At 72.3% G+C, this 13635-nt stretch carries 12 protein-coding genes; 7 read left to right on the top strand and 5 right to left on the bottom strand.

What is annotated here, in order from left to right; genetic code table 11:
* Positions 1-182 precede the first annotated feature (182 nt).
* Together OG892_RS04210 and OG892_RS04205 are read left to right on the top strand one after the other, a co-directional pair.
* Positions 183-1388 carry a helix-turn-helix domain-containing protein gene (locus tag OG892_RS04210; RefSeq protein ID WP_073736247.1) on the top strand — a complete coding sequence of 402 codons (1206 nt, stop codon included), beginning with the start codon at positions 183-185 and terminating at the stop codon, positions 1386-1388.
* Positions 1389-1668: 280 nt separating this feature from the next.
* A complete protein-coding gene (locus tag OG892_RS04205; RefSeq protein ID WP_073736245.1) occupies positions 1669-1929 on the top strand; it encodes a hypothetical protein in 261 nt (86 codons plus the stop codon).
* Between the two features lie 224 nt (positions 1930-2153).
* Here OG892_RS04205 and OG892_RS04200 read toward each other — a convergent pair whose 3' ends face one another.
* A complete protein-coding gene (locus OG892_RS04200) occupies positions 2154-2564 on the bottom strand; it encodes a CoA-binding protein (RefSeq protein ID WP_328867877.1) in 411 nt (136 codons plus the stop codon).
* A 59-nt stretch (positions 2565-2623) separates the two neighbouring features.
* Here OG892_RS04200 and OG892_RS04195 point away from each other — a divergent pair, with 59 nt between their 5' ends.
* From OG892_RS04195 to OG892_RS04185, 3 genes are all read left to right on the top strand, one after another.
* Complete coding sequence (locus tag OG892_RS04195) at positions 2624-3250, top strand: YigZ family protein (RefSeq protein ID WP_328867878.1); 627 nt, start codon at positions 2624-2626, stop codon at positions 3248-3250.
* Positions 3251-3387: 137 nt separating this feature from the next.
* On the top strand, positions 3388-4554 hold the full coding sequence (locus tag OG892_RS04190; protein WP_371628485.1) for an exonuclease SbcCD subunit D: 1167 nt from the start codon (positions 3388-3390) through the stop codon (positions 4552-4554).
* Positions 4551-7634, top strand: a complete 3084-nt coding sequence (locus OG892_RS04185; protein WP_371628484.1) for an AAA family ATPase — start codon at positions 4551-4553, stop codon at positions 7632-7634. Before OG892_RS04190 ends, OG892_RS04185 begins: the two co-directional genes overlap by 4 nt.
* On the opposite strand, the gene OG892_RS04180 is transcribed toward OG892_RS04185, so the two are convergent.
* Positions 7624-8070: an Lrp/AsnC family transcriptional regulator gene (locus tag OG892_RS04180; protein WP_328867880.1), complete on the bottom strand. Its 447-nt coding sequence runs from the start codon at positions 8068-8070 to the stop codon at positions 7624-7626. The genes OG892_RS04185 and OG892_RS04180 overlap by 11 nt on opposite strands.
* Before the next feature lie 93 nt (positions 8071-8163).
* On the opposite strand from OG892_RS04180, the gene OG892_RS04175 reads away from it, so the two are divergent.
* Complete coding sequence (locus OG892_RS04175; RefSeq protein WP_371628483.1) at positions 8164-8652, top strand: rhodanese-like domain-containing protein; 489 nt, start codon at positions 8164-8166, stop codon at positions 8650-8652.
* A 51-nt stretch (positions 8653-8703) separates the two neighbouring features.
* On the opposite strand, the gene OG892_RS04170 is transcribed toward OG892_RS04175, so the two are convergent.
* Both OG892_RS04170 and OG892_RS04165 read right to left on the bottom strand, forming a co-directional pair.
* Positions 8704-10389, bottom strand: coding sequence for a DUF885 domain-containing protein (locus tag OG892_RS04170; protein WP_073736240.1), 1686 nt, complete (start codon positions 10387-10389; stop codon positions 8704-8706).
* A gap of 38 nt (positions 10390-10427) precedes the next feature.
* Positions 10428-10946, bottom strand: a complete 519-nt coding sequence (locus OG892_RS04165) for an Lrp/AsnC family transcriptional regulator (RefSeq protein WP_073736239.1) — start codon at positions 10944-10946, stop codon at positions 10428-10430.
* 59 nt (positions 10947-11005) lie between these two features.
* Between OG892_RS04165 and OG892_RS04160 the strand changes: the two genes are divergently transcribed.
* Positions 11006-12256, top strand: coding sequence for a PLP-dependent aspartate aminotransferase family protein (locus tag OG892_RS04160; protein WP_073736238.1), 1251 nt, complete (start codon positions 11006-11008; stop codon positions 12254-12256).
* Here OG892_RS04160 and OG892_RS04155 read toward each other — a convergent pair.
* Entirely contained in the window at positions 12186-13622 is a 1437-nt protein-coding gene (locus tag OG892_RS04155; protein WP_371631574.1) for a GNAT family N-acetyltransferase, read from the bottom strand. The two genes, OG892_RS04160 and OG892_RS04155, sit on opposite strands and share 71 nt — an antisense overlap.
* Positions 13623-13635 lie beyond the last annotated feature (13 nt).

Raw genomic sequence — 13635 nt, 5'->3', positions numbered from 1 at the left:
GTTTCCTGCCCGTAGTGCGGTGCCGAGGTAGCGCAGGTGCCTGGCCGCGGACGGATCAAGCAGTTCTGCAACCCGTCGCACGGCCGGTCGTGGCGCACCCGCATGCGGTCCGTCGGCTGGTTGTGACGTCAGGGCGCGCTCTTCATGTCCCTGCAGCCCGCAGTCGGCGTACCGTCTGAGCTGTGAGCGAGCATCTCGGAGACAAGCTGAGCCGCCTCCGTCGGCTGTCGAATCTGACACAGGAAGATCTGGCGGAAAAGTCAGGCGTGTCGGTTGATGTCGTCCGAAAGCTGGAGCAGAGGCGGAAGGGGTCTGCACGCCTGCCCACCCTGCACGCACTGGCGGGTGGGCTGGGCGTCGAACTGACGACGCTGCTGGGTGATCCGCCCGGAGTCCCGTCGACGGGGGAGGCCGACCCGCCGCAACTAGTGGCCGTGCGACGAGCCGTGCACCCGCTCATGTTCGCACCGCCGCAGGAATCTGATGGGGCGGAGATGCTCACGTCCGACCTCCTGAGCGCTGAGGTCGCAGACGCATGGTCCATGTACCACTCGGCAGAGTTCCCGCAGCTTCTCAACCTGCTGCCCGGAATTCTTGCCGACGCCCGGCTGGCGGCCTCTAAGGACGCCGACGGAGGGCAATCAGCGCTCGGTAAGGCTTTCCAGCTGGCCGGGCACCTGAGTATCCGGCTGGGCAAGCTGGACCTTGCCCTTGCCGCCCTTGAGCGCGCCATAGTTGCCGCGGAGGCGTCGGAGGACCCGCTCCTTGTCCCGATGATCTGCAACTCCCTGGCGTGGGCCTATCAGCGGTCCAACCGGCTGGACGATGCGACGGCCATCGCCCTGTACGCCGCTGACAGCCTGGAGCGGGACGGGCTCACCAATGACGCGTCGGGGCTGCGGGTGTGGGGTGGCCTGACGATGAGCGCCGCCACCTCGTACGCCAGACGTGACGACTACGAACGCGCTGACGAGATGATGCGCGCCGCGGAGACGGCTGCCGGCCGACTTGCGAAGATGCCGCCCACAGAGGGCGACGGGCGCCTTCTGTCCGTCTTCAGTAAGTCGTCGGTCCGCATTGAGCGCGTACGCCTGGCCGTCCAGCACAGCCGCCCGGAGGAAGCTCTCCGCCTTGCGAAGGGAATGCGGCTGAGCAAGGATACGCCGCCCTCCTGGCGGACCTGGCTGCTTTTGGACGTGGCGCGGGCACACACCGACCTAGGAGACGCGGAAGGAGCTGTAAAGGCCCTTGAGAGCCTCCGCCGGGTCGCCCCGACGTGGATGCGTCATCACACGCTTGCGGTCGCCATTGTGAGCGATCTCCAGGAGCTTCCGTCTCATCCCGCGGGGCTTCGGGTGCTGGCTGAGTTCCTGGGCGTGGAGAAATAGCGTCGCGGAACTAGGATGTTCCATCCCTGTTTCGCAACCCGCCATGACGAAATGCTCGTCATCACAACCACGGCGGAGGTGCGGGAATGGACAACACCGCGATGCAGGGCCCGGTCTTTCTGACGGATCCACTGACGCCACCCGAGCCACTCCCCAACTTCGGCTGTGACGTCTGCGCGACGCTGGGCCGACAGCGGGAGGCGGCACGCAACAGTGGAGACCCGTCGGCCGTCTCGGACCGGAACGTCGAAATCCGGCAGCACCCCCACGGAGCGAGTCGGTGAGGGCCCGCACCCTGCTCCGCAGCGTCCCTCACACGATCGTCCCGCACCCCAACACCGACGTCACGTACGAAGCTGACTGTCTCGGCTGCGGCTGGAGCGCTGAGCCGTCCGTCGATGTCGCAGCCGTCGACGTGGAGTGCCTGAACCACGCCGGCAAGAGCAACCACCGGGGGTTCCGCCGGATCGTGACGGGCTTCGCGTTCGTCGTCCGCGCCGGAGAAGACCCCGTACCGCCCAGGGCGCCCACCGCGTGCTGACGGCTAGGTACGGGCCGTGTCCGTCGGCGGGCACGGCAGGAGGGGGCGGAACCTCTCCACATGGAGTGCCGCCCCCTCCCACAGACCCGCGCCAGGGGCGTCACCTCCAGCGCGCGGAGGGCGGCAGTGGAGAGGTTGGCATACCGCCCCCCGCTGCTCGCTGAGCCCTCGTCGTCTCACCAGGGATGGAAACCCTGGAGCGGCGGGGGCTCTCTCGCGTGCTCTCAGCCGTTCAGCGCGGGGATCTCGATCGCCGGGCAGCGGTCCATGACCATGTCGAGCCCGGCCGCCCTGGTGCGCTCGTACGCCTTCTCGTCGATCACTCCCAGCTGGAACCAGACCGCGGAGGCGCCGATCGCGACAGCCTCGTCCGCCACCGCGCCGGCCAGCCCGCTGTTGACGAAGACGTCCACCACATCGACCGGGAAGGGGATCTCGGCCAGCGAGGCGTAGCCGTCCTCGCCGTGCACACGCTCCGCCTTGGGGTGCACCGGGATCACCCGCTTCCCGAAGCGCTGAAGGACCTCGGCCACCCCGTAGGCCGCGCGCGAGCGGTTGTCGGACAGCCCCACCACGGCCCAGGTGTCGCCCGTCCCGGTCAGAATCCTGCGGATCGTCTCCGTGTCTGCGTACATGATCGGCACAACGGACGGCCGCCCCCGACCATTCCCGGGGCTGCGCATAGGCTGGCCGGATGCAGGACCAGTACCGGACAGTCGCCCGCGCGGGCGTGCACGAGACCGAGATCAACCGCTCGCGCTTCATCTGCGCGCTCGCCCCCGCCGCCACCGAGCAGGAGGCCCAGGACTTCGTCGCACGCGTCCGCAAGGAACATCCGGCCGCTTCCCACAACTGCTTCGCGTACGTGATCGGCGCCGACGCCTCAGTACAGAAGGCCAGTGACGACGGCGAGCCCGGCGGCACCGCGGGCGTTCCCATGCTGCAGATGCTGACGCGCCGCGAGATGCGGTACGTCGTCGCCGTCGTCACCCGCTACTACGGCGGCGTGAAGCTCGGCGCCGGCGGGCTGATCCGGGCGTACGGCGGAGTGGTCGGCGAGGCCCTCGACGCGCTGGGCACCCTCACCCGGCAGCGGTTCCGGATCGCGACGGTCACCGTGGACCACCAGCGGGCCGGGCGGCTGGAGAACGAACTGCGGGCCACCGGACGCGGCGTGCGCGAGGTCCGGTACGCGGAGGCGGTGACCATCGAGATCGGGCTGCCGGACGCAGACGTGGAGGAGTTCCGCCGCTGGCTGGCCGACGCGACGGCGGGCGAGGCGGAACTGGAGCTGGGCGAAGAGGCGTACGGGGACGCCTGAGTACTGTGGTGCGGGAGCGCGGGCGCGGGGCCGCGCCGGTGTGACGGACACCGGCGGCGGGGTCCGGGCCGCTCCGAAGCGCAGGGGATGCGGCCGCACGGGTGGAGGAAACGAAACATGCAGGTCGGAGCCGGGTCTTGAAGATTTTGCACACATCGGACTGGCACCTGGGGCGCTCCTTCCACCGGGTGTCACTGCTCGAAGCCCAGGCCGCCTACCTCGACCACCTGGTGGCGACGGTCCGCGACCACGAGGTCGATGCCGTGCTCGTGGCGGGTGATGTGTACGACAGGGCGGTCCCGCCGCTCTCCGCCGTCCAGCTCTTCGACGACGCGCTGCACCGGCTCGCCGAGGCAGGCGTACCCACCGTGATGATCTCCGGGAACCACGACTCGGCCCGCCGGCTCGGCGTCGGAGCCGGTCTCATCGGACGCGCCGGCATCCATCTGCGCACCGACCCCGCGCACTGCGCCACCCCGGTGATCATCCCGGACGCGCACGGCGACGTGGCGTTCTACGGGCTCCCGTATCTGGAGCCCGCCCTCGTCAAGGACGAGTTCCGGGCGGAGCGGGCCGGGCACGAGGCCGTGCTGAGCGCCGCCATGGACCGGGTCCGCGCCGACCTCGCGACACGGGCGGACAGCACCCGGTCCGTCGTCCTGGCCCACGCCTTCGTCGCGGGCGGCGAGCCGAGCGACAGCGAACGCGACATCACCGTGGGCGGAGTGGCGGCCGTCCCCGCCGGGGTCTTCGAGGGCGTCGACTACGTGGCGCTGGGACACCTCCACGGATGCCAGACCGTCTCCGAGCGGGTCCGCTACTCCGGCTCCCCGCTCGCGTACTCCTTCTCCGAGTCCGACCACCGCAAGACGATGTGGCTGATCGACCTGGACGACACCGGCGCGGTCGCCGCCGAACGGATCGACTGCCCGGTGCCCCGCCCGCTCGCCAGGCTCACCGGCCGGCTCGACGCCCTCCTCGACGACCCCGCCCTCGAACGGCACGAGCACTCCTGGGTGGAGGCCACCCTCACCGATCCGGTCCGCCCGGCCGAGCCGATGGCCCGCCTCGTCGAGCGGTTCCCGCACACCCTCGCCCTCGCCTTCGAACCGGAACGCGACCCGCAGGACCCGCGGACCTCCTACGCCGAGCGGCTGCGGGGGCGCGACGACCAGAGCATCGCGGAGGACTTCGTGGCGCATGTCCGCGGCGGGTACGGCATCGACGAGTCGGAGCGGACGGTGCTGCGCGGCGCCTTCGACCACGTACGCGTCGACGACGGCGTGCGCGAGGTGAACCGGTGAGGCTCCACCGACTGGGCATCACCGCCTTCGGACCGTTCGGCGCCACTCAGGAGATCGACTTCGACGCACTCTCCGCAGCCGGGATCTTCCTGCTGCACGGACCGACCGGCGCAGGCAAGACCTCGGTCCTCGACGCCGTCTGCTACGGCCTCTACGGGGCCGTGCCCGGCGCCCGGCAGAGCCCCGGCACCTCGCTGCGCAGCGACCACGCCCCGGCGGACCTGCCGACCGAGATCCGCCTCGAACTCACCGTCGGCGGGCGCCGGCTGGAGATCACCCGGAGCCCCGCCCAGCCCCGCCCCAAGAAGAAGGGCGACGGCTACACCACGGAGAAGGCGCAGAGCCGGCTGCGCGAGTACGTCCCCGACGAGGGATGGCGGGCGCTGAGCCGGTCCAACCAGGAGATCGGCGAGGAGATCACCCAGCTGATCGGGATGAGCCGGGACCAGTTCTGCCAGGTGGTCCTGCTGCCCCAGGGCGACTTCGCCCGTTTTCTGCGCGCCGATGCCGAGGCTCGCGGGAAGCTCCTGGGACGACTCTTCGACACCCGCCGCTTCGCCGCGGTGGAGGAGCACCTCGCCGAGCTGCGCCGGGCCGCCGGGACCCAGGTCAGAGCCGGGGACGAACGGATCCTCGCGGTTGCCCAGCGGATCGCCCAGGCTGCCGGGCCCGCCGCGGAGGAGTACCCGCTGCCCGGCATCCAGCCCGGCGAGCCGGGCCTCGCGGACGCCGTACTGGAATGGGCGGCCGCGGCCCGCAGCGACGCCCGGGAACGGCTCGACATCGCCGCCTGTGTCCTGTCCGCGGCCGAGGACCGGCAGTCGGCCGCCCGGCAGGCCCTGGACGCCGAACGCGAACTGGCCGGGCTCCAGCAGCGGTACGCGGAGACCCGGCGGCGCGCCACAGAGGTGGAGGCCGGCCGGGACGAGCACGATCAGGCACAGGAGCGGCTGCGACGCGCCCGCAAGGCGGATCTCGTCGCCCCCGCGCTGGAGCTCCGCGAGGAGGCCGGACGGGCGCACCGGCGGGCGGGCGCGGCCCGCGACCGCTCCCGGGCCGGGCTGCCCGCCGAGCTGGCGGACGCGGGCGCCGAGCAGCTGACCGCGCTGGAACGGCGGCTCCGCGAGGAGCTCGGCGCGCTGGACGCAGCCCGTCGCGCCGAGCGGCGCAGCGCCGAGATCGACAGCGAACGGGCCTCGCTGGAACGGCAGTCCAGGGCGGACGACGAACTGATCCGGGACGCCCAGAGCTGGCTGGCCGGCTGGGAGGCCACCCGGCAGGGTCTGCACACCCGTATCGAGGCGGCCCAGGAAGCCGCGACCCGCGCCGAACTGCTGGCCGGCCGGCTCGACCCGGCCCGCCGGCGACTCGACGCGGCCCGGCGCCGCGACACGCTGGCCGCGCGGGCTGCGGACGCGGAGGACCGCCTGGCCACGGCCAGGGAGGGCGCGCTCACCACCGGCGAGACCTGGCTCGGCCTGCGCGAACGGCGGCTGCGCGACATCGCGGCCGAGCTCGCCCGGGAACTGGTCGAGGGCGAGGCCTGCCCGGTCTGCGGATCGGCCGGCCACCCGGAGCCCGCACGGGCCGGGGACGGACACGTCGACCAGGCCACGGAGGACGCCGCAGAGGCCACCCACCGCCGCGCAGAGCAGGCGCGCACTGAGGCGGAACACGCGCTCGGAGCCGTACGCGAGCGGTATGCCGCCGCCCGCGCCGAGGCCGCGGACAACCCGGACGACCCGGACAAGCAGGCTGCGGACGCGGCAGGTGGCTCCGGCGAAGCCACCTCCGCAGTCTCCGAGCCGACCGTCGCAGCGCTCACCCAACTCGTCGACACCCTGACCAGGGAACACGCAGACGCCTATCGGACCGCCACCGGGACGCACGCGGCGCGCGAGGCCCTCGCGGCCGCCGAACGCGAGCAGGAGCAACGGGCCGGGGACCGGCAGCAGGCCGAACGCCGGGCCGCGGCCCGCACCTCACGGCGCGAAGGACTCGACGCGGAACAGGCGGCGCTGGCAGAGGTGCTGGCCCAGGCGCGCGGCGGCTCCGGCAGCGTGACCGAGCACGCCGCCCTCCTGCAGCGCCGGGTCGCCCTGCTCGTCGAGGCGGCCGAGGCACTGCGTGAGGAGGAGAGCGCCGCGGCCCGGCTGAAGGAGGCCGACGACCGGCTCGCGGACGCGGCGTTCCGGGCCGGCTTCGACACCCCGCGGGACGCCGCCGCGACGATGCTCCCCGACTCCCGGCAGCGGGCGCTCCAGCACCGGATCGACGCCTGGCAGGCCGAGTCCGCAGCCGTCACCGACCGGCTGGCGGAGGCCGACGCCCGCACCGCTGCCGGCCGGCCCCCGGCCGACCCCGGCGCCGCCCAGTCGGTGTACGACAGGGCGGAGCGGCTGCTGCGGGACGGGGCGGGTGCCCACACCGCCGCCCGGGAGCGCTGCACCGAACTCGCCCGGCTGTCGAGGCGCGCGGCGGACGAGGTGCGGGCCCTGGGGCCGGTGCGCGAGGAGTACGAGCGCATCGCGCGGCTCGCCGGTCTCACCGCCGGCACCTCGGCGGACAACGAACGCAAGATGCGGCTGGAGTCCTACGTCCTGGCGGCCCGCCTCGAACAGGTGGCCGCGGCCGCCACGGCCCGGCTGCGGCGGATGTCGTCCGGCCGCTACACCCTGGTCCACTCCGACGCCCGTACCGGAGGTCGCAGGGCCGGGCTCGGACTGCACGTCATCGACGCCTGGACCGGCCGGGAACGCGACACGGCCACGCTCTCCGGCGGCGAGACGTTCTTCGCCTCGCTCGCCCTGGCACTAGGCCTCGCGGACGTGGTCACCGACGAGGCCGGCGGCGTACGGCTGGACACCCTCTTCATCGACGAGGGGTTCGGCAGCCTGGACGACCAGACTCTCGACGAGGTGCTCGACGTGCTGGACTCGCTGCGGGAGCGGGACCGCAGCGTCGGCATCGTCAGCCACGTCGCGGATCTGCGCCGGCGCATTCCGGCCCAGCTCGAAGTGGTGAAGGAGCGCCACGGATCGGCGGTGCGCCACCGGGCGGCGGACGGAGTCAGCGGCTGACCGCCCGGCGAGGCAGCGGTGAGGAGTAGACGACGCTCGTGGTGACGGACCCCAGGGCGCCGATCCTGCCCGACACCGCTTCCAGATGGCTCATGGAGCGGGCCGTCACCTTCAGCACGAAGCAGTCGTCGCCGGTGACATGGTGGGCCTCCAGGATCTCCGGCGTGGTGGCGACGAGATCATGGAACGGCTTGTAGTTGCCGTTCGGATAGCGCAGCCGGACGAAGGCGAGGACCGGCAGCCCGAGCCGCTCCGGATCGACCACTGCCGCGTACCCGCTGATGATTCCGGCCTCCTCCAGCCTGCGGACCCGCTCGGTCACGGCGCTCGGCGACATCGCGACCGTCCGGGCGATGTCGGCGAAGGTGGCGCGGCCCTCGCGCTGGAGGACATCGAGGATGCGCCAGTCGGTGTCGTCCGGGGAATAGTCGGTCATACCCAGAGAGAACAGGGGAACGCCCGGCGGATCAAGCCCGGTGCCGGGGATCTCTCCTTCCGGCAGGGCGCCGCCGGTCATAGATTTTCGGCCATGACTCCACCGCCCGCCATCACCGCGGACAACCCGGCACTCCGGGTTCCGCCCGCCGCTCCGGCCGCGGCAGCCGCCTACTTCGGCGCCTCGCTCGCCTTCCACGCCGACGTCTCCGATGTCGCCGCCGCACTGGCGGCAGACGGCGACCCCGGCTTCGTACTCCTCGACTCCCGCTCCGCCGAATCCTGGGACCAGGGGCACATTCCCGGCGCGGTCCACCTGCCGACGCCGCTCATCGCCGGGCGGGCGCAGGGGCTGCTCGATCCGGCCGTGCCCGTGATCACCTACTGCTGGGGCCCCGGCTGCAACGGCGCGGCCCGTGCCGCGCTCGCCCTGGCCGAACTCGGCTACCGGGTCAAGGAGATGCTCGGCGGCTTCGAGTACTGGGTGCGCGAGGGCTTCGCGTTCGAGACCCGGCAGGGGCACGGGCGGCGCGCCGCCGACCCGCTCACCGCACCGGCCGGCTCCGGGGACTGCGGCTGCTGACGGCAGCGGGCCGGGCCCGGATCCGTACCCGGGTCCGGCCCGCCAACCAGGTCAGAGCTTGGAGAGCTCGTCGACCAGGTCGTCCAGACCGAGCGGCCCCTGCGAAAGGGCGGCCATGTGCCAGGACTTGAGGTCGAAGGCGTCCCCGTGCGCCGCGCGGGCGTTCTCCCGGCCGAGCAGCCAGGCGCGTTCACCCAGCTTGTAGCCGATGGCCTGCCCCGGCATGGAGAGGTAGCGGGTCAGCTCGCTCTCCACGAAATCGGCGGGCCGGCCGCTGTGGTTCCCGAAGAACTCCTGGGCGAGCTCGGGCGTCCACCGCTCGCCGGGGTGGAACGGGGAGTCGGCCGGGATCTCCAGCTCCACGTGCATACCGATGTCCACGATCACCCGGCAGGCGCGCATCATCTGCGCGTCCAGGTATCCCAGGCGGCGCTCCGCGTCGGGCAGGAAGCCGAGTTCGTCCATCAGCCGCTCCGCGTACAGCGCCCAGCCCTCGGCGTTGGCGCTGACGATGCCGATGGACGCCTGGTAGCGCGAGAGGCTCTCCGCGACGTGCGCCCACTGGGCGAGCTGGAGGTGATGACCGGGCACGCCCTCGTGGTACCAGGTGGAGACGAGATCGTAGACCGGGAACCGGGTCTCGCCCATGGTCGGCAGCCAGGTGCGGCCGGGGCGGGAGAAGTCCTCGGACGGGCCCGTGTAGTACGGCGCGGCGGCGCCGCCGGGCGGGGCGATCCGGGACTCCACCTTGCGGACCCGCTCGGCGAGTTCGAAGTGCGTGCCGTCCAGGGCCTCGATCGCCTCGTCCATCAGCCCCTGCAGCCAGGCCTGGACCTCGTCGACGCCCTCGATGTGCTTGCCGTGCACGTCGAGGTGGGCCAGCGCCTCCCAGGGACCGGCGCCGGGCAGCACCTTCTCGGCCTCGGTCCGCATCTCCGCGAGCAGCCGGTGGTACTCGGACCAGCCGTACGCGTACGCCTCGTCGAGATCGAGGTCGGTGCCGTTGAAGTAGCGCGACCAGCGGGCGTAGCGCTCGCGGCCCACCACCTCGGGCGCGCCCTCGACGGCGGGGGCGTACACCTCGCGCATCCACTGCCGCAGCTCCTCCAGAGCCTGCGTGGCCTGCCGGGCTCCGTCGTCGAGGCCGTCGCGCAGCGCCGCCGGTCCGGCGGCGGCGAAGTCCTGGAAGAACCCCGTGGAGCCGTCCCCGATCCACTCGTCGAGCTGGCCGAGGAAGGTGGCCGTGGCGCGCGGACTGCCGTAGAGCTTGCGCTCCAGACCGAGCGCGAGGGACTCGCGGTAGCCGGCCAGCGCGGCCGGAACGGCGCGGAGCCGGTCGACGACCGCCGCCCAGTCCTCGTCCGACTCGGTGGGTGTCACCGTGAACACCTCACGGACCGAGTGCGCGGGGGACTGCAGGTTGGAGACGGTGCGCAGCGCCTCATCCGCCTCGTGGACGGCGAGTTCGGCTGTCAGCCGTTCACGGAGGAGGCGGCCGCAACGCCGTTCGGCGTCATCGGCCGCGCCGGGCAGCTGTTCCGCACGGTCGAGCCGGGCGAGGGTGGCGCGGGCCAGCCCGGCCAGTTCTTCCTGGCCGGCGGGGGAGAAGTCGGGAAGGCGGCGCGAGCTTTCCGCGACACCCAGAAAGGTGCCGGAAATCGGGTCGAGCCGGATGAACGCGTCGACGTAGGCGTCGGCGACCTGGCGGGGCAGCGCGCTGCTAGGAGTGTCTGACATGTGGACATCCTCATACGGAGAGGGGCTCCCCGTCACCATCAACCGGGCTCCGAGGCCTGACCCGTATCCGGCCCGGCCGTGGTGGCGGCGGGCGGCAGCAACGGTCCGCACTCCCATTGCTGGAAGATCAACCGGGTCTCCACCCGGGCCACTTCGCGGCGCGAGGTGAACTCGTCCAGCACCAGTCGTTGCAGGTCGGCGGTATCGGCAACAGCCACATGGACCAGATAGTCGTCGGGACCGGTCAGGTGGAACAGGGCCCGGGACTCGGGCAGTGTCCTGATCCGGTCGACGAACGGGCCGATGAGCTCCCTGCGGTGCGGCCGCACCTGGACGGACAGCAGGGCCTCCAGGCCGCGTCCCATTCTGGCCGGGTCCAGTCGCAGCTGGTGGCCGAGGATGACGCCCGTGCGGCGCATCCGGGCGACCCGGTCCAGACATGTCGAGGGGGCGACCCCGACCTCGGCCGCGAGATCGCGGTAGGTGGTCCGTGCATCGTTCTGCAGCAGGCGCAGAATGTGCAGATCCACCGTGTCCAGGGCGATGGAATCGGTCATCTGCCGAACGTAGCACGGCTCTTGGCGTCGATGTCCCGGCAACTGTTCAGAGTAGTGACATGGACACCGAAGCCTCGATGGCGCCCTCGACGACAACCCGGTCCAGGGCGCTGGCCACCGAAGCCGTACACGCCGGACGCGACGACCTCGCGGCTCTCGGCCTGCACGCCCCGCCGATCGACCTGTCCACCACCTACCCCTCGTACGACTCCAGGGCGGAGGCGGAGCGGATCGACTCCTTCGCCGCCACCGGCGCCCGGCTCGACGGGCCGCCGGTCTACGCCCGGCTCGACAACCCGACCACCGCCCGGTTCGAGACGGCCCTGGCCCGGCTCGAAGGCACCGCGAGCGCCGTGGCGTTCGCCAGCGGGATGGCGGCGCTCACCGCCGTCCTGCTCGCCCGCGCGAGCATCGGACTGCGCCATGTGGTGGCCGTCCGCCCGCTGTACGGCTGCAGTGACCATCTGCTCGGCGCTGGGCTGCTCGGCACCGAGGTGACCTGGACCGATCCGGCGGGCATCGCCGACGCGATCCGCCCCGACACGGGCCTGGTGATGGTGGAGACGCCGGCCAACCCGACGCTCAAGGAGGTCGATGTCCGGGCGGTCGCGCACTCCTGCGGCTCCGTGCCGCTGCTCGTCGACAACACCTTCGCGACCCCGGTTCTCCAGCGGCCAGTCGAGCACGGGGCGCAGATCGTGCTGCACAGTGCGACGAAGTACCTGGGGGGCCACGGGGACGTGATGGGCGGAGTCGTCGCCTGTGACGAGGAGTTCGCCGCCCGGCTGCGCCAGGTGCGCTTCGCCACCGGCGGGGTGCTGCATCCGATGGCCGGATACCTGCTGCTGCGCGGTCTCTCCACGCTGCCGGTCCGGGTGCGCGCCGCGTCCGCGAGTGCCGCCGAACTCTCCCGCAGGCTGGCCGCCGACCCGCGGATCGCCCGCGTCCACTACCCGGAACTGGGCGGCGCGATGGTGTCCTTCGAGGTCTTCGGAGACCCGCACCGGGTCATCTCCGCGGTACGGCTCATCACGCCCGCCGTCAGTCTCGGCAGCGTGGACAGCCTGATCCAGCACCCCGCCTCGATCAGCCACCGCATTGTGGATGAAGGAGACCGGCGGGCCGCGGGGGTGGGCGAGCGGCTGCTGCGCATGTCGGTCGGCCTGGAGGACGTCGAGGACCTCTGGGCCGATCTCTGTCAGGCGCTGAGCAGCGAGGAGCCCGTGGTACGTCAGGGTTTCAGTGACGTGCCCGCAGGTGCGGGGGCAGCGGCAGGGACCGTTCCCGGGCCGCGCTCAGCCGGGCGGTGATCACCAGCGTGCCTTCCTCGATCTGGTAGTCGAGCGGCAGCGAGAGCGCTCGCATGGCGGCGACCATGCCGGTGTTGGACGCCTGGGTGACGGCGTAGACGCTCTCGCAGCCGGCCTCGACGGCGAGCGCGACCAGCCGGCCGAGCAGCTCGGATCCGATGCCCCGGCGCTGCCAGTCGTCCTCGACGAGGAGGGCTACCTCGGTCTCGTCGCCGTCCCAGAGCAGATGGCCGAGGGCGACCAGCCGTCCGGAGGCCGTCTGCACGGCGAGGGTGCGGCCGAAGCGAGGGCTCAGCAGGTGGTCGAGGTAGCGGTCGGCGTCGCGGACCGGGCCGTGGTAGCGCAGCCGCAGCGTCTGCTCCGAGCAGCGGTCGTGCATGGCGCGGGCCGCTTCGAGGTCGGCGCGGTCCGCCCGGCGCACGGTGATCTCGTTGCCCTCGGGGAGGGTGAGTACGTGCTCGCTGCGCGGGACCCGGGGGCCGAGCCGGGCATCCAGCTCGACCAGGGCGCGGGCCCTGGCGAATTCGGTGGGGGTGAACGGGAGATAGGGACGCTCCACCGTGATGACGCCGCCCGACGGATCGCGCAGTCGCATCACCGTCTCCTCCAGCACCCCTTCGACGGGCGCGGTCTCACCGGTGGCGCGTCCGGTGACCGAGACGGCGGGCAGCGAGTGGATGGTGCATCGGCCCAGCAGCTGTCGCAGGGCGAGCGGGAGTTCGGCGGCGTCCAGCGCGGTACGGGTGGCGAGGCCCAGCACCCGGGTCGGAGCGTCCACCAGGTCATGGGCGTCGGCGCGCTCGATCCAGGTGGAACTGCCGCCGGCGGCGGAGATCGCCCGGGTCAGCCGCGAAGCCGGCAGTTCGGCGGGGGCCCGCAGCAGGAACTCGTCGACCGTGCCCTGGGCCAGTGGGTGCGTCTGCAGGGTCAGGATGTCGATACGGTGCTGGGCCAGCACGATGCAGAGGGCCGCCAGGCTGCCGGGCGCGTCCCTCACCGTGGTGCGCATCCGCCACAGCGCCGTGCCGGTGGACTCGGTGCCCGATGCTGCCTCGGATGCCGGTCCCGATCCAGGGCCCGGGATCGGCTGAGCGGCCGCCGTGGCCGGCAGCAGCGCGTCGGGGCCGGTCACCCCGCCGGTATCCGGCGGCGGCGCGTGGCTGTGCCGCCGGGCCCACCAGGTGTGGAACGCGGCGGTCGCGGTCAGCGCCAGGGCCGAGGCGATGAGCAGATACGGCCCGTCCGGCTGGTGTCCGATCAGGTTGGCGATCGCGTCGGCCACGGCGACCGCGGTGAACAGGGCGGCGAGTTCGATGAGATCCCGACGCCAGTGGTGGGGGCGGCGGGCGCTCTTGGCGGATGTCACATCAGTCATGCCT

Source organism: Streptomyces sp. NBC_00341 (genome assembly GCF_041435055.1).
Lineage (GTDB): Bacteria > Actinomycetota > Actinomycetes > Streptomycetales > Streptomycetaceae > Streptomyces.
Note: the sequence above shows the minus strand (reverse complement) of the source record. Positions and strands in the feature narration are given on the sequence as shown.